11 protein-coding genes and 1 pseudogene are annotated in these 15,717 nt (G+C 60.0%); 9 read left to right on the top strand and 3 right to left on the bottom strand.

From position 1 onward, the window contains the following. Positions 1-76 precede the first annotated feature (76 nt). The 5 genes from clpP to LXM55_RS20655 all read left to right on the top strand — a co-directional run bounded on the left by clpP (position 77) and on the right by LXM55_RS20655 (position 7,186). Entirely contained in the window at positions 77-712 is a 636-nt protein-coding gene (gene clpP, locus LXM55_RS20675; protein WP_011062274.1) for an ATP-dependent Clp endopeptidase proteolytic subunit ClpP, read from the top strand. Between the two features lie 112 nt (positions 713-824). Next, positions 825-2,108, top strand: a complete 1,284-nt coding sequence (clpX, locus tag LXM55_RS20670) for an ATP-dependent Clp protease ATP-binding subunit ClpX (protein WP_102864651.1) — start codon at positions 825-827, stop codon at positions 2,106-2,108. A 162-nt stretch (positions 2,109-2,270) separates the two neighbouring features. Beyond that, the gene (gene lon, locus LXM55_RS20665; RefSeq protein ID WP_233322078.1) at positions 2,271-4,667 is read left to right on the top strand and encodes an endopeptidase La; all 2,397 of its coding nucleotides are present in this window, start codon (positions 2,271-2,273) and stop codon (positions 4,665-4,667) included. Positions 4,668-4,815: 148 nt separating this feature from the next. Next, on the top strand, positions 4,816-5,088 hold the full coding sequence (locus tag LXM55_RS20660; RefSeq protein ID WP_011062271.1) for an HU family DNA-binding protein: 273 nt from the start codon (positions 4,816-4,818) through the stop codon (positions 5,086-5,088). 226 nt (positions 5,089-5,314) lie between these two features. Beyond that, positions 5,315-7,186: a SurA N-terminal domain-containing protein gene (locus tag LXM55_RS20655; protein ID WP_233322077.1), complete on the top strand. Its 1,872-nt coding sequence runs from the start codon at positions 5,315-5,317 to the stop codon at positions 7,184-7,186. Between the two features lie 67 nt (positions 7,187-7,253). Here the strand turns inward: LXM55_RS20655 and LXM55_RS20650 are convergent, their stop codons facing one another. After that, positions 7,254-8,219: an AraC family transcriptional regulator ligand-binding domain-containing protein gene (locus LXM55_RS20650; RefSeq protein ID WP_233322076.1), complete on the bottom strand. Its 966-nt coding sequence runs from the start codon at positions 8,217-8,219 to the stop codon at positions 7,254-7,256. 66 nt (positions 8,220-8,285) lie between these two features. Between LXM55_RS20650 and LXM55_RS20645 the strand changes: the two genes are divergently transcribed. Then, a complete protein-coding gene (locus LXM55_RS20645) occupies positions 8,286-9,164 on the top strand; it encodes a sterol desaturase family protein (RefSeq protein WP_233322075.1) in 879 nt (292 codons plus the stop codon). A gap of 48 nt (positions 9,165-9,212) precedes the next feature. On the opposite strand, the pseudogene LXM55_RS20640 reads toward LXM55_RS20645, so the two are convergent. Continuing rightward, positions 9,213-10,418 (bottom strand): annotated as a pseudogene (locus LXM55_RS20640) (MFS transporter). A gap of 123 nt (positions 10,419-10,541) precedes the next feature. Between LXM55_RS20640 and LXM55_RS20635 the strand changes: the two are divergent. After that, on the top strand, positions 10,542-11,441 hold the full coding sequence (locus LXM55_RS20635) for a LysR family transcriptional regulator (protein ID WP_233322074.1): 900 nt from the start codon (positions 10,542-10,544) through the stop codon (positions 11,439-11,441). A 92-nt stretch (positions 11,442-11,533) separates the two neighbouring features. After that, positions 11,534-12,406 carry a DUF2242 domain-containing protein gene (locus LXM55_RS20630; protein WP_233322073.1) on the top strand — a complete coding sequence of 291 codons (873 nt, stop codon included), beginning with the start codon at positions 11,534-11,536 and terminating at the stop codon, positions 12,404-12,406. A 5-nt stretch (positions 12,407-12,411) separates the two neighbouring features. Here LXM55_RS20630 and aceE read toward each other — a convergent pair whose 3' ends face one another. Next, on the bottom strand, positions 12,412-15,087 hold the full coding sequence (gene aceE / locus LXM55_RS20625) for a pyruvate dehydrogenase (acetyl-transferring), homodimeric type (protein WP_233322072.1): 2,676 nt from the start codon (positions 15,085-15,087) through the stop codon (positions 12,412-12,414). A 159-nt stretch (positions 15,088-15,246) separates the two neighbouring features. Between aceE and LXM55_RS20620 the strand changes: the two genes are divergently transcribed. Next, a complete protein-coding gene (locus LXM55_RS20620; RefSeq protein WP_233322071.1) occupies positions 15,247-15,717 on the top strand; it encodes a MarR family winged helix-turn-helix transcriptional regulator in 471 nt (156 codons plus the stop codon).

Raw genomic sequence — 15,717 nt, 5'->3', positions numbered from 1 at the left:
AGCACACACCATAAGCCAGCCTTCGCGCTGGCTTATGCGTATTCAAGACGTGACTATTTGGGAGTGACTGCAGAGCATGTTCCGTAATTCGTATATTCAGCAGAACTCTGATATCCAGGCCGCAGGCGGTCTGGTCCCGATGGTTGTCGAGCAGTCTGCTCGTGGCGAGCGCGCCTACGACATTTACTCGCGCCTCCTCAAGGAGCGAGTGATCTTTCTGGTGGGTCCTGTAGAAGACTACATGGCCAACCTGATCTGTGCGCAACTGCTATTCCTTGAAGCGGAAAACCCGGACAAGGACATCCATCTCTATATCAACTCCCCGGGCGGTTCGGTGACCGCTGGCATGTCGATCTACGACACCATGCAGTTCATCAAGCCTAACGTTTCAACCACCTGTATTGGTCAGGCATGCAGCATGGGCGCGTTCTTGCTGACAGCTGGTGCCCCTGGCAAGCGTTTCTGTCTGCCAAACTCCCGAGTGATGATTCATCAGCCACTGGGCGGTTTCCAGGGCCAGGCATCGGATATCGAAATCCATGCCAAGGAAATCCTCTTCATCCGTGAGCGTCTCAACACGCTGATGGCCAAGCATAGCGGGCGCACTCTGGAAGAAATCGAACGCGATACCAATCGCGATAACTTCATGAGCGCCGAAGCAGCGCGTGAGTACGGGTTGATCGATGAAGTGATCAACCAACGCCCCGCTTAAAATAAGCAGCTCAAAATAGGCTTGGTCGGTTGTTCTGATCAGTGGCGGGCTTGAAAAAGCCCGCAATAGCCTTCATCTTGTGTTGCAAGCCTATCGGATTTGGATCGAACGAATGACTGACACCCGCAACGGCGAGGACAACGGCAAACTGCTTTATTGCTCCTTCTGTGGCAAAAGCCAGCATGAAGTACGCAAATTGATTGCCGGCCCCTCGGTCTTTATCTGCGACGAGTGCGTCGACTTGTGCAATGACATCATCCGTGAGGAGGTGCAGGAAGCACAGGCCGAGAGCAGCGCGCATAAATTGCCTTCGCCTAAAGAAATCAGCGGCATCCTTGATCAATACGTGATTGGTCAGGAGCGTGCAAAAAAGGTTCTAGCGGTAGCGGTGTACAACCACTACAAGCGTCTGAACCAGCGTGACAAGAAGAGTGACGACGTCGAACTTGGCAAGAGCAACATCTTGCTGATCGGCCCTACAGGTTCGGGTAAGACGCTGCTGGCGGAAACCCTGGCTCGTCTATTGAATGTGCCGTTCACGATTGCCGATGCCACCACCCTGACCGAAGCTGGTTATGTGGGTGAGGACGTCGAGAACATCATTCAGAAGTTGCTGCAGAAGTGCGATTACGACGTAGAGAAAGCCCAGATGGGCATTGTCTATATCGATGAGATCGATAAGATCTCCCGCAAGTCTGACAACCCTTCGATTACCCGGGATGTTTCCGGTGAAGGCGTTCAGCAAGCCCTGTTGAAGTTGATTGAAGGCACGGTTGCTTCCGTTCCGCCACAAGGTGGTCGCAAGCACCCGCAGCAGGAATTCCTGCAAGTTGATACTCGCAATATCCTGTTCATCTGCGGTGGCGCGTTCTCCGGGCTGGAAAAGGTTATTCAAAACCGCTCTACCCGCGGCGGCATTGGTTTCAATGCTGAAGTGCGCAGCAAGGAAGAGGGCAAGAAGGTTGGCGAATCCCTGCGTGAAGTCGAACCTGACGATCTGGTCAAGTTCGGTCTGATCCCGGAGTTTGTTGGCCGTCTGCCAGTGCTGGCGACCCTGGATGAGCTGGACGAAGCTGCATTGATTCAGATCCTCACCGAACCGAAGAATGCCTTGACCAAGCAGTACGCCAAGTTGTTCGAGATGGAAGGTGTTGATCTGGAGTTCCGTACCGATGCGCTGAAGTCGGTCGCCAAGCGGGCACTTGAACGCAAGACCGGTGCTCGTGGTCTGCGCTCGATTCTTGAAGGTGTTCTGCTCGACACTATGTATGAAATCCCCTCGCAGTCCGAGGTGAGTAAAGTAGTGATCGACGAAAGCGTTATTGAAGGCAAGTCCCAGCCACTGTACATCTATGAGAACAGTGAGCCGACGGCCAAGGCGGCGCCAGACGCGTAAGCGTCGCGCCGTTGGAATGAAAGAAGGGGCCTTCGGGCCCCTTTGTCTTTAGCGCCTTAAAGTGCTGTCTTTAAGCTTGTTTTTTTTCCAGGCAGCCCCCATCTTGGTTTCAAGCTTACTTCCATCTGTTTACGGCCGTACGGCCGCCGTAGAGGCGAAATCATGAAGACAACCATCGAATTGCCTCTCCTGCCATTGCGTGATGTCGTGGTTTATCCGCACATGGTTATCCCGCTGTTCGTGGGGCGCGAGAAGTCGATTGAAGCCCTCGAGGCAGCGATGACGGGCGACAAGCAGATTCTTCTGCTGGCACAGAGAAACCCTGCTGATGATGATCCCGGTGAAGATGCACTCTATCGCGTAGGTACCATTGCGACTGTCCTGCAGTTGCTCAAGTTGCCTGATGGCACCGTCAAGGTGTTGGTTGAAGGTGAGCAGCGTGGCGCTGTTGAACGCTTCAGCGAAGTTGATGGTCACTGCCGTGCCGAAGTCTCCCTGATTGACGAAGTCGATGCTCCTGATCGTGAGTCGGAAGTGTTTGTTCGCAGTCTGCTGTCCCAGTTCGAGCAATATGTGCAACTGGGCAAAAAAGTTCCTGCCGAGGTGTTGTCCTCCCTCAACAGCATCGACGAGCCAAGCCGCCTGGTGGATACCATGGCTGCGCATATGGCGTTGAAGATCGAGCAGAAGCAGGAAATTCTCGAAATCATTGATCTGTCTGCTCGGGTTGAGCATGTCCTGGCGTTGCTGGACGCCGAGATCGACCTGCTGCAGGTGGAAAAACGCATTCGTGGCCGCGTCAAGAAACAAATGGAACGCAGCCAGCGCGAGTACTACCTGAATGAGCAGATGAAGGCCATTCAGAAAGAGTTGGGCGATGGTGACGAAGGCCACAACGAAATCGAAGAGCTGAAAAAGCGCATTGATGCCGCTGGCCTACCAAAAGACGCAATGACCAAGGCACAGGCTGAGCTGAACAAGCTCAAGCAGATGTCGCCAATGTCTGCCGAAGCCACAGTGGTGCGCTCTTATATCGACTGGCTGGTTCAGGTGCCTTGGAAGGCCCAGAGCAAAGTCCGTCTCGACCTCGCGCGCGCCGAAGATATCCTCGATGCCGACCACTATGGCCTGGAGGAGGTCAAGGAACGGATTCTCGAATACCTCGCAGTGCAAAAGCGTGTGAAGAAAATTCGTGGCCCGGTGTTGTGCCTGGTAGGTCCTCCTGGGGTGGGTAAAACTTCCCTGGCGGAGTCGATTGCCAACGCCACCAACCGCAAGTTCGTACGCATGGCCCTGGGCGGTGTGCGTGATGAGGCGGAAATCCGTGGGCATCGTCGGACTTATATCGGTTCGATGCCGGGAAGATTGATTCAAAAGATGACAAAGGTTGGGGTGCGCAACCCGCTGTTCCTGCTCGATGAAATCGACAAGATGGGCAGCGATATGCGCGGTGACCCGGCTTCGGCATTGCTCGAGGTGCTGGATCCCGAGCAGAACCACAATTTCAACGATCACTACCTGGAAGTCGATTACGACCTGTCCGATGTGATGTTCCTCTGCACCTCCAACTCGATGAATATTCCGCCAGCTCTGCTGGATCGGATGGAGGTGATTCGTCTGCCTGGCTACACAGAGGACGAAAAGATCAACATCGCGGTCAAGTACCTGTCGCCCAAACAGATTCAGGCCAATGGCTTGAAGAAAGGCGAGCTGGAATTTGATCCGGACGCCATCCGCGACATCATTCGCTATTACACCCGCGAAGCCGGTGTACGGGGCTTGGAGCGGCAGATTGCCAAGGTTTGCCGCAAGGCGGTGAAAGAGCACGCGATGGAAAAACGCTTCTCGGTCAAGGTCACTTCCGACCTGCTGGAGCACTTCCTTGGTGTGCGTAAATTCCGCTACGGCCTGGCTGAGCAGCAGGATCAGATCGGTCAGGTGACCGGCTTGGCATGGACTCAGGTGGGCGGCGAGCTGCTGACCATCGAAGCCGCCGTGGTTCCGGGCAAGGGGCAGTTGATCAAGACTGGCTCCCTGGGCGATGTCATGGTCGAATCGATCACTGCCGCATTGACCGTGGTGCGCAGCCGGGCCAAGAGCCTGGGCATTCCCCTGGACTTCCACGAGAAGCGCGACACCCACATTCACATGCCGGAAGGGGCGACTCCGAAGGACGGTCCTAGCGCTGGCGTAGGTATGTGCACGGCCTTGGTTTCGGCGCTGACCGGTATTCCGGTGCGGGCTGATGTGGCGATGACGGGTGAGATCACGCTACGTGGTCAAGTGTTGGCCATCGGTGGTTTGAAAGAGAAATTACTCGCCGCTCATCGGGGGGGAATCAAGACCGTGATCATTCCGGAAGAGAATGTTCGCGATTTGAAAGAAATTCCTGACAACATCAAGCAAGATCTGCAGATTAAACCCGTTAAATGGATTGACGAAGTCCTGCAAATTGCGCTGCAATACGCGCCGGAGCCCTTGCCGGATGTGGCTCCCGAGATAGTTGCAAAGGACGAAAAACGCGAGTCTGACTCTAAGGAAAGAATTAGCACGCATTAGTACGCATTAGCCTGGGGGGCTTCCTTGACAGCTTTTTAGAGCCCTTGTTATAAAGCGGCTCTTAAGTGTCTGTAGGCCATTCAGCACTCGTTTTTGCTTTCACCAAAAAACTTAGAATCATACTCATAGATATATAAGGGGACTTAGAGTGAACAAGTCGGAACTGATTGATGCTATCGCTGCATCTGCTGATCTCCCGAAAGCTGCTGCTGGCCGTGCGCTGGACGCAGTAATCGAATCCGTTACTGGCGCTCTGAAGGCCGGTGACTCTGTGGTACTGGTTGGTTTCGGGACTTTCTCCGTAACTGATCGTCCAGCGCGTATCGGTCGTAACCCACAGACCGGCAAGACTCTGGAAATCGCTGCTGCTAAAAAGCCAGGTTTCAAAGCCGGTAAAGCACTGAAAGAAGCTGTTAACTAAGTTTCTTCAGGGTCTTTGCCCATCCGGGTCGGGGTCATGCCTGATCTGGCAGCGGGGCGCCAGTCGACCGGTCTATCACCGGTTCACGCCGAGGGTCGCAAGTTTCACCTTCGTCCGCTCCGCCAGTTACGAGAAGGCGCATCCTCGGATGCGCCTTTCTTCTATCCGGACTCTACCCACGCTCCACGGTTGCTCAAATTGAAGTACAACCGTTTCTGGGGGACGCATGCTGCAGAATATCAGGGACAATTCACAAGGCTGGATTGCCAAAACCATCATCGGGGTCATCGTCGCGCTGCTGGCGCTGACCGGTTTCGATGCCATTTTCAAGGCCACTACCCATAACCAGGACGCGGCCAAGGTCAACGGCGAGGAGATCACTCAGAACGAGTTGAGCCAGGCCGTCGACATGCAACGTCGTCAGTTGATGCAACAGTTGGGCAAAGACTTCGATGCCTCCCTGCTGGATGAAAAAATGCTGCGCGAAGCAGCCCTCAAAGGCTTGATCGACCGCAAGCTGTTGCTGCAAGGCGCACAGGATTCCAAGTTCGCGTTCTCCGAAGGCGCTCTGGACCAGGTGATTCTGCAGACACCGGAATTCCAGGTTGATGGCAAGTTCAGCCCCGAGCGTTTCGACCAGGTGATCCGTCAACTGGGTTACACCCGTCTGCAATTTCGCCAGATGCTGACTCAGGAAATGCTGATCGGCCAGGTGCGTGCAGGCATCGCTGGCAGCGGTTTTGTCACCGACGCTCAAGTGCTGGCATTTGCTCGTCTGGAAAAACAGACCCGCGACTTCGCTTCCCTGACCGTCAAGGCCGACCCGGCAGCCGTCAAGCTGACCGACGAAGAGGTCAAGGCCTACTACGACCAGCACGCCAAGGAGTTCATGACTCCTGATCAGGTGGTGATTGATTACATCGAATTGAAGAAGGCTGCCTTCTTCGATCAGGTCAGCGTCAAGGACGAAGACCTGCAAGCGCTGTATCAGAAAGAAATCGCCAACCTGTCCGAGCAGCGCCGTGCCGCGCACATCCTCATTGAAGTCAATGACAAGGTGAACGAGGCCCAGGCCAAGGCCAAGATCGAAGAGATTCAGGCACGTCTGGCCAAGGGCGAAAGCTTCGAGGCGCTGGCCAAGGAGTTCTCCCAGGACCCAGGTTCGGCCAGCAACGGCGGCGACCTTGGTTTTGCCGGTCCTGGCGTCTATGACCCAGCTTTCGAGAAAGCCTTGTACGCGTTGAACAAGGACCAGGTGTCGGCGCCGGTGCGTAGCGATTTCGGTTTCCACCTGATCAAGCTGTTGGGGGTCGAAGCGCCAGAAGTACCAAGCTTTGCCAGCCTCAAGGGCAAGCTGACCCGCGATCTGAAGACCCAGCAGGTCGAGCAGCGTTTCGTCGAGGCCACCAAGCAACTGGAAGACTCGTCGTTCGAAGCTTCCGATCTGGCGCAACCGGCCCAGGACCTGAAGCTGACCGTCCACACTTCCGCGCCGTTCGGTCGTGAAGGGGGAGATGGCATCACCGCTAACCGTGCCGTGGTGCAAGCCGCGTTCAGCACCGAAGTCCTCGACGAGGGTGCCAACAGCACCGCCATCGAACTGGACCCGGAAACCATCGTGGTATTGCGTGCCAAGGAGCACCGCAAGCCTGAGCAACTGCCGCTGGAAAGCGTTGCCAGTGCCATTCGCACGCAGCTGGCCAAAGAGCACGCCAGTGCCGCGGCCAAGACCAAGGCTGAAGAGTTGATTGCCAGCCTGCGTGATGGCAAGGCCGCGCTGAACAAGCCGGTGGATGGCCAGGACTGGAAGGTGGCGCACGCCGTGACGCGTGGCCAGGACGGTATTGATCCGACTGTGTTGCAGGCGTTGTTCCGCATGACCAAGCCTGAGTCCAAGGACAAGCCGACCTTCACCAGCGTGACCCTGCCTAACGGCAACCTGCTGGTGCTGCAGCTCAATGGCGTCAACGAAGCGGCCGCGCCGACCGAGGAAGAGAAGGCGCAATACCGTCGCTTCCTGGCCTCGCGCGTTGGGCAGCAAGACTTTGCCGCCTACCGCAAGCAGCTGGAAAGCCAGGCGGACATCAAGCGTTACTGATGCCTGATCCGCCGTGTTGAAAAGACCCCGGCCACCATGCCGGGGTTTTTTTTGGCCTGGATAAACCTCAGGTGCTGGCGGCTTTCCAGCGCTTGCGCGCATGCAGATAGGCCGCCTGATCGTTGTAGCCCAGCTGCAGCGCGATCTGCGCCCGGGATTCGCCTTGCAGTTCCAGGTGCATTTCCAGTTCGGCGCGGGTCTGGTCCAGCAGCTGGCGAAAACTCAGCCCTTGTTCCTCCAGGCGTCGCCTTAGCGTGCGGGGGCTTTGATGCAGATGAGCACACAGGACTTCCAGGGTCGCTGACTGGCCGGCCATCAGTGCCTGGCGACAGGCCACCGCCACTTTGGCAGCCCAGCCACTGTGCCGTTGGTGCAGGGCCACCCGCCGATCCAGTTCCTGGCTCAGCAGTTCGAGCATGCCGGCGTGCCGGGTCTGCAGTGGCAGTTGCAGGCATTGCGGGGCGAAATAGATGCGGTTGGCCGGGCAATCGAACTCGATTCGGTCGCCGAACCAATGCCGGTATTGCGCGTGATACGCAGGGCGCGAATGGCTGAAGCAGGCCCGTACCGGCTGAAGCGCAAGGCCGGTCCCTCGTCGCAGTTGAGTGATGGACATGACGCCATAGTGTTCGATCAAGTAGCGGCTCAATTCCAGCGAGGTGTCGATGTGGACTTCAACACCGGACCCCTGGGCATCCGTCACCCGTTGCACGCGGTCGGTATCCGAGCCCAACGGCGCGTAGCGCACCCAGAACGCCATGGCCGCGGCGACATCCGGGCAGTAGAGGCTGGCGTGGGCGATCACGTGCCAGTCCTGGGGTGTGAAGCGCTCGAACAGTTTGAGGCCGATGGCCGGTTCCAGCGCCGCCGCAGCGCGCCACAGCTGTTCCAGGTGCAGCAGGTTGTAGTCCTGGTGAGTGCCGACGCTCTGGTCATCGATAAAGCGTTGCAGGACTTCGCCGAGGCGTCCTCGGTGAAAGCGCGGGGCCACCCGGTTGGCCGGATCTCGCTGGATTCTGTCCATTTCGCGCATAGAGAGGGCTGCCTGGCTGATCTCTAATGGTCGGGCGTTGCCCATAAGGATAAGAGCGAGAATGCCATGAACCACGATCTGCTGACCAACAACCCGCTGGTGATCGTTTCGGCGATCTTTGGGTTTTTCGTCCTCCTGGAAATAGCCTGTTCGGCCTTTCGCCAACCCCGTGGCCAGCGCCGCGATGTGTTGATCGAGGCGGTGGGCTCAAGCCTGTTACTCGGCGTGACCTTTCCCCTGGTGATGTGGGCCAGTGCTGCGCTCATGGGCCTGGCGCTGCCGCAAGCCAAGGGCATGCTGGCGCAGACGCACTGGGTGCTGGGCCTGCTGTTGTTCCTGGTCTTCGATGACATGACCCAGTACTGGTGGCACCGCTTGACCCATCGCCTGCCGGCGCTGTATGCCCTGCATCGCGCCCACCATTCGGCGCCCTACATGAGCATCCGCATCGTCTACCGCAACAACAGTTTCTATTACCTGTTGATGCCCGGGATCTGGTTCTCCGGGGTGCTGATCTACCTGGGGCTGGCGCCGGTCTATTACGGTTACCTGATACTCAAGATGACGGTGATCTTCGCCGCGCACAGCAGCGTGGCCTGGGACGACAAGCTGTACCGCATCGGTTTTCTACGGCCGCTGATGTGGCTGGTGGAGCGGGTATTTTCCACTCCGTCGACCCATTCGGCCCACCACGGTTTGAGTGCTGAGGATGGCGTGACCCACTACAAGGGCAACTTCGGCAATTTGCTGTTCCTCTGGGATGTGCTGTTTGGCACTGCGCAGATCACTCGGCGCCGGCCCGCGACCTTCGGTATCGAGCACTTGGCGCCGGTGAGCTGGAAGGAAGAGCTGTTCTGGCCGCTGGTACGCAGTCGCCGAGCCCGCTCCGAGGCGCCCTCCAAGGTGGACGCGGCGTTGCGGACCGACTCTTCGGCAGAAGGCTAGACCTGGCATGTAGCGGTGTCGCGAGTCCCCTGGCCGCCAGTGCCAGGGTCAGGGGCGGACGGGAAAACCCTGCTGCCGAGCGTGCACCGCCACCATCAGGCTCATCAGCAACAGGGCGGCAATCACCCAGGGGAAGGTCGCCACTCCCGGTCCTTGCAGCAGTAAAGCGCCACCCAGGCCTCCGCCGGCAATCGCCAGGTTCCATAGGGTGACCAGCATCGACTGCGCAGTGTCCGCGTGCTCGCCTGCAGCCTTGGCCAATGCGGTTTGCAACAGGGTGGCCATGCCACCGAAGGACAGCCCCCAGATAGCGGTCGCTCCATAGATCGCCGTTGGCCAGTCACCCAGCAGCCCCAGCATCAGGGTCGAGCCGATGAACAGCAGGCAACTGACCAGCACCAGCTCACGCAGCTATCGATCGATCAGCAGCCCCACCAGCCAGATGCTCAGCAATGCGGCCAGGCCGAATACCAGCAATACCCGCTCGATCTGTTCGCCGAGCCCGGCTGGTTGTAGGAAGGGCGCGATGTAGGTGTAGAGAATGTTGTGCCCCAACACATAGGCAAAGGTCACGAACAACACGGGGCGGATCCCCGGCAAGGTCAGGACCCGGCCCAGCGACAGGCGCTTTTGCGTGCGCAGCCCGGGGAAGTCCGGCACCTGTACCAGCACCCAGCCGATCAGCGCCAGGGTCAGCAGGGTCATGACGGCGAAGCTCATGCGCCAGCCCAGCAGGCTGCCCAGCCAGGTCCCGGCAGGCATGCCCACCGACAAGGCCAGCGGTGCGCCGAGCATGGCCAGGGTAATCGCCCGGCCCTGCAGGTGTGGCGCCACCATGCGGCTGGCGTAGCCCGCCAGCAACGCCCACAGCAGGCCGGCGAAGACTCCGGCGCACAGGCGTGCCAGCAGAATCAGGCGGTAGTCGCTGGAAAGGGCGGTGACGCTGTTGACCAGCGCGAAGCCGCCGATGGCGATCAACAGCAGCGGGCGCCGCCGCCAGCCCTGGGTGAGGAGAATCAGCGGAATGGCTGCCAGCAGCGACCCCAAGGCGTATACGGTCACCAATTGGCCGATCAGCGCCGCCGAGACGCCCAGGCCGGCACTCATCTGCGGCAGCAGGCCGGCAGGCAGGGTCTCGGTCATCAAGGTGATGAACCCGGCAGTCGCCAGGGCCAGCAGGCCGCCGACAGGCAGGCGTTCGCGGGGTTCGGCAGGCGCTTGCAACAGTTCGCAGGCATTGACGGTATTGCTCATGTAGAGGCCCCGATAGGTTGGCTTGAAAGAGAGGGGCCTAGCGTAGGGCGCTGTGCATGGCGGAAAAATAGGCTAAGGTTCCGAACTTATCGGACATAGAAGTCCTTAATTTCGGGGTGCACTATGGATTGGCTCGGCAGTATTCCGGTGTTCATGCAGGTGGCGGAAACCCGCAGTTTCACCGAGGCGGGGCGCCTTCTGGGGGTATCCTCCTCGGCGGTTGGCAAAAGTATCGCGCGTCTGGAGGAGCGTCTGGAGACCCGTCTGTTCCATCGCACCACTCGCAGTATCAGCCTGACCGCCGAAGGTGCCGGTTTCCTCGAGCGCTGCCGCAGGATCGCAGCCGAGGTCGAGGCCGCCGAGTTCCAGCTGTGTGATTCTTCCAGTGCGCCGGTGGGCAAGTTGCGGATCAGTGCGCCGCAGGTCCATGGCCTGTTGATGCCGGTGCTGGCGGAGTTCATGCAGCGCTACCCGCAGATCGAGCTGGACGTCGACCTCTCCGATCGCATGGTGGATGTGGTGGAGGAGGGCTTCGATCTGGTGGTGCGCACCGGCCACCCCAAGGACTCGCGGCTCCTGGCTCGCCAGCTCGGGCGTTTTCGCATGCTGCTGGTGGGCAGCCCCGGGTACTTTCAGCAGCGCGGAGTGCCGCAAACCCCGCAGGACCTGCGTGAGCATGCCTGCCTGCGGCACACCTTTCACCACACCGGCAAACTCGAAGCCTGGCCGTTCAAGGCCCAGGCCGACTCGCCGGAGCCGGTGCTGCCGACCCGTCTGACCAGCAGTTCCATCGAGGCGGTGGAGCACGCTGCGTGCAGTGGGCTGGGAGTGGCCTGCCTGCCGGATTTCATGGTCCAGGCGGCAGTGCGTCGCGGCGAGTTGCAAACCGTACTCGACGACTATCTGGAACACAACGGCGCCTTCTGGGTGCTGTGGCCATCGAGCCGGCATGCAGCGGCCAAGTTGCGAGTGCTGATCGAGCACTTGAGCGAACGACTTTTTCCGGCAAACAGCGGTCAGTAGACTGACGTGAAATTTATGCCATCAATTACCCGCGCTGCGCGAGGTTGATCTGTTGCACAATACGCGCCGGAGCGTTTTCCTCAGGATTCTCGATGTTTAAATCATTTCATCTGCGCGCCACGGCCGGGGTGTTGCTGCTGACTGCGGTAGCCGGCTGTTCGTCGCACAAGACCGCGATCTACGAGCATGAAAGCTTCGATGATTCCGGCACTTTTTCGCGCAATTACCCGGTGAGCGATGCGGCCTCCTGCGAGGCCGCGCGGCGTGCCCTGTTGAGCCAGGGCTACATCATCACCAGCAACGACCCGAAGCTGGTCAGCGGCCACAAGAGCTTCCAGCAGACCGGTGAGACCCACCTGGAAATCAGCTTCAACGTGGTCTGCGCCCGGGACGGCAGCGGCGACCAGCGCTCGACGGTATTCGCCAACGCCCTGCAGGATCGCTATGCGCTAAAAAAGGTCAACAACTCGGCCAGCCTGGGGGTTGGGGTGCTGGGCTCGGTCTCGATGCCGATCGGTTCCACCGACGATTCGATGGTCAAGGTGGCCAGCGAGACGGTGTCCTCGGCGAAGTTCTATGAGCGCTACTTCGCTCTGGTGGAACTGTTCCTGCCGCCGGAGGCGAAGAAGGCTGCGCATATCGAAGAGAAGCCCAAGGCCGACCTCGGGGTTCCCGAAAGCAAGCCCGAGCCGCAAGCCAAGCCGGAGCCTAAGCCGGAACCCAAGCCCGAGCCCAAGTCCTTGCAGCCAGTGATCGAGCCTGCACCGGTGGCGGCGCCGACACCTGTTGCTGAACCGGAGCCTACGGTCTCGCAACCGCTGGCACCGCCAGCCGAAGCCGCACCGATCGTACCGGCCGCCAGCAGTGAGCCGGCCGCGGCCAGCGAAACCATCACGCCACCACCGGCCAGCCACCTGCCGCCGCCGAGCGAACCGATTCCGGCCCTGCCGAGCAGCGGGCGCTAAGGCGCCTACACCGAGGTCGGGTCGACTTTTTCAGTGTCGATCCGATACCGGCTCAAGGCATCGCTGACCTGGCTGTAGGGAATTTCCCCGTCATCGGCCAGGGCTTTCAACGCTGCCAGGGCGATGAAGTGCCGGTCCACTTCAAAAAACGTTCGCAGGTTCTCCCGGGTATCGGACTGGCCGAAACCGTCGGTACCCAAGGCCACAAAACGCCGTCCCTCGACGAAGGGGCGGATCTGGTCGGCGAACAGTTTCATGTAGTCAGTGGCCACCACCAGCGGGCCTGGATAGCCCTCCAGGCATTGCTCGACATAGGCCGCTCGCCGGGGCTCCTGCGGGTGCAGCAGGCTCCAGCGTTGCGCCGCCTGGCCCTGGCGGCGCAGTTCGGTGAGGCTGGTGGCGCTCCAGATGTCGCTGTGCACGCCGAAGTCCTGCTCCAGCAATTGTGCAGCGGCGATCACCTCGCGCAGGATCGAGCCGCTGCCCATCAGTTGCACCCGGGGGGCCTCGGCGCCCTTGGCGCTGCTTGAGCTGAAGCGGTACAAGCCCTTGAGAATGCCTTCACGAGCCCCTTCGGGCATGGCCGGTTGCGGATAGTTTTCGTTGAGCAGGGTGATGTAGTAGTACACGTCCTCTTGCTGGACATACATGCGCCGCAGGCCTTCGTGGATGATCACCGCCAGTTCGTAGGCGAAGGTCGGGTCGTAGGCAATGCAGCAAGGGATCACCGAGGCGAGGATATGGCTATGGCCGTCGTCATGCTGCAAGCCTTCGCCCATCAGGGTGGTGCGCCCGGACGTGGCGCCCAGCAGAAACCCCCGGGCCCGTGCATCCCCCGCGGCCCAGGCCAGGTCGCCGACTCGCTGGAAGCCGAACATCGAATAGAAGATGTAGAAGGGCAGGGTCATGACCTGGTGATTGCTGTAGGAGGTGCTGGCGGCGATCCATGAGGCAATGGCCCCGGATTCGTTCAGGCCTTCCTGCATGATCTGGCCGTCCTTGCTCTCCTTGTAGTAGCTCAGTTGCCCGGCATCCTGCGGGGTATAGAGCTGGCCCACCGCCGAATGAATGCCGATCTGGCGGAACAGGCTTTCCATGCCGAAGGTGCGGGATTCGTCAGGCACGATCGGCACCACGAGCTTGCCGATCTGCGGGTCCTTGAGCAGGGTGCCGAGGATCCGCACAAAGGCCATGGTGGTGGAGATCGCTCGCTCGCCGGTGTCTTTAAGCTGGCTGGCGAAAGCCTCCAGGGCCGGGATCTGCAGCGGCGCGCAGTCGTTGTAGCGCGCCGGCACATAACCGCCCAGGTGGTTGCGGCGGGCTGCGAAGTAATGGGCTTCCGTGCTCTCCGGTGCGGGCTTGAGGTAGGGCATCTCGGCGAGCTGGGCGTCGCTGACCGGCAGTTCGAAGCGGTCGCGGAACGTCTTGACCGCATCCGCGCCCATCTTCTTCAACTGGTGGTTGATGTTCTGTCCTTCGCCGGCATCGCCCATGCCGAAACCCTTGACGGTTTTCGCCAGGACCACGGTCGGCCGACCGCTATGGCGCATGGCGGCGGCATAGGCGTTATAGACCTTGAGCGGGTCGTGGCCGCCCCGGGACAGCTTCCAGATCTGCTCGTCGGACAGGTCGGTCACCAGCTCCAGCAGTTGCGGGTACTTGCCGAAGAAATGCTCGCGCACGTAGGCGCCGTTCTGCGATTTGTAGTTCTGGTAGTCGCCGTCCACGCATTCCATCATGCGCTGGCGCAGCAGGCCGCTGCGGTCCTTCTCCAGCAGCGCGTCCCAGCCGCTGCCCCAGATCACCTTGATCACGTTCCAGCCGGCGGCGCGGTACAGGCTCTCGAACTCCTGAATGACCTTGGCGTTGCCGCGCACCGGGCCGTCGAGGCGTTGCAGGTTGCAGTTGACGACGAAGATCAGGTTGTCGAGTTTCTCCCGGCCGGCCAGGGAAATCGCCGCCAGGGATTCGGGCTGGTCCATCTCGCCGTCGCCGAGGAAGGCCCATACTTTGCGCCCCTGGTGCTGCTTGAGCCCGCGCAGTTCCAGGTAGCGCATGAAGCGCGCCTGGTAGGCCGCGGTGATCGGCCCCAGGCCCATGGACACGGTAGGAAACTGCCAGAAGTCCGGCATCAACCTGGGGTGCGGATAGGAGGAAATGCCCTGGCCGTCGACTTCGCGGCGGAAGTTGTCGAGCTGCGCCGCGCTGATGCGGCCTTCCAGGTAGGCGCGACCGTAGATGCCCGGGGACGAGTGACCCTGGATGTACACCATGTCGCCGTCGAAGTGGTCGCTGCGACCGCGGAAGAAATGGTCGAAGCCGACATCGTAGAGCACGGCCGCCGATGCGTAGGTGGCAATGTGGCCGCCGACGCCGGAATGCTTGCCCGCGCGCAGCACCATGGCCATGGCGTTCCAGCGGATCATCGCGTTGAGCTTGCGCTCGCTCTCCAGGTCGCCGGGGTAGGGCAACTGCCGCTCGGGGGCGATGGTGTTGATATAGGGCGTGGTCACCCGGCCATGGAAATCGCCGTGGCGGGCCACGTCGAAATCCAGCAACTGGTCGATCAGGTAATGGGCCCGCGGGCGACCTTCCACCGTCAGCACAGACTCCAGGGAGTCGAGCCATTCACGGGTTTCCTGGGGATCGTTGTCGAGGGTGGCAGTGTTGTTCTGGGTCATACCTGGCTCCGTGTTGGGCGGGTTCCAGCGCGCGGATTCTTGTGGAATCGAAGGTCGTCTGGTGCTGGGAAAAGTAATTGCAATTGCAACTACATGACCGAATTTATCCTGGCATGCGCTACTATTGCAACCCTTCTTCAAACCCTCGGATGGTGTGGCATGTCTTCAAAAGAGCCCGATGTCTGGTTCCGTTTTGTCAGGGCTCACAGGACGGTGATCCGCGAAATCGAGCGACGCCTGGCCCAGGCCGGGCTGCCGGCCTATGCCTGGTACGACGCCCTGTGGGGCCTGGAAAGCGGTGCCGAAGGCACCCGGCGCATGCACGAATTGGCCGATGTGCTGGCGATCGAACGCTACAACCTCACGCGCCTGGTGGACCGCCTGGAAAAAGACGGCCTGGTGCAGCGTTCGCGCTGTGAAGGGGATGGTCGCGCGGCCTTTGTCAGCATCACCGACGAAGGGCGAAAACTGCGCAAGAAGATGTGGAAAATCTACGAAAGCACAGTGGCCGAGCTGTTTCTCTCGCAATTCGATGCCGAGCAGAAGCACGCCTTTGCCGATGCCCTGGAGCGCACCGCGGCCCTGGCCCGGGCCGCAGCCAATGGTGCCGAGGCGCGCTCCAGGAACTGA

It is taken from the genome of Pseudomonas sp. Au-Pse12 (assembly GCF_021341665.1).
Lineage (GTDB): Bacteria > Pseudomonadota > Gammaproteobacteria > Pseudomonadales > Pseudomonadaceae > Aquipseudomonas.
The sequence above is the reverse complement of the archived record's forward strand: the minus strand, read 5'-3'. Positions and strand labels throughout refer to the sequence as shown.

Bases quoted from the DNA above. Each gene is read 5' to 3' on its own strand.
- LXM55_RS20655 (WP_233322077.1), top strand. From the start codon at position 5,315: ATGCTGCAGAATATCAGGGACAATTCACAAGGCTGGATTGCCAAAACC.
- LXM55_RS20635 (WP_233322074.1), top strand. From the start codon at position 10,542: ATGGATTGGCTCGGCAGTATTCCGGTGTTCATGCAGGTGGCGGAAACC.
- lon (WP_233322078.1), top strand. From the start codon at position 2,271: ATGAAGACAACCATCGAATTGCCTCTCCTGCCATTGCGTGATGTCGTG.
- clpP (WP_011062274.1), top strand. From the start codon at position 77: ATGTTCCGTAATTCGTATATTCAGCAGAACTCTGATATCCAGGCCGCA.
- LXM55_RS20620 (WP_233322071.1), top strand. From the start codon at position 15,247: ATGTCTTCAAAAGAGCCCGATGTCTGGTTCCGTTTTGTCAGGGCTCAC.
- LXM55_RS20630 (WP_233322073.1), top strand. From the start codon at position 11,534: ATGTTTAAATCATTTCATCTGCGCGCCACGGCCGGGGTGTTGCTGCTG.
- clpX (WP_102864651.1), top strand. From the start codon at position 825: ATGACTGACACCCGCAACGGCGAGGACAACGGCAAACTGCTTTATTGC.
- LXM55_RS20650 (WP_233322076.1), bottom strand. From the start codon at position 8,219: ATGCGCGAAATGGACAGAATCCAGCGAGATCCGGCCAACCGGGTGGCC.
- aceE (WP_233322072.1), bottom strand. From the start codon at position 15,087: ATGACCCAGAACAACACTGCCACCCTCGACAACGATCCCCAGGAAACC.
- LXM55_RS20645 (WP_233322075.1), top strand. From the start codon at position 8,286: ATGAACCACGATCTGCTGACCAACAACCCGCTGGTGATCGTTTCGGCG.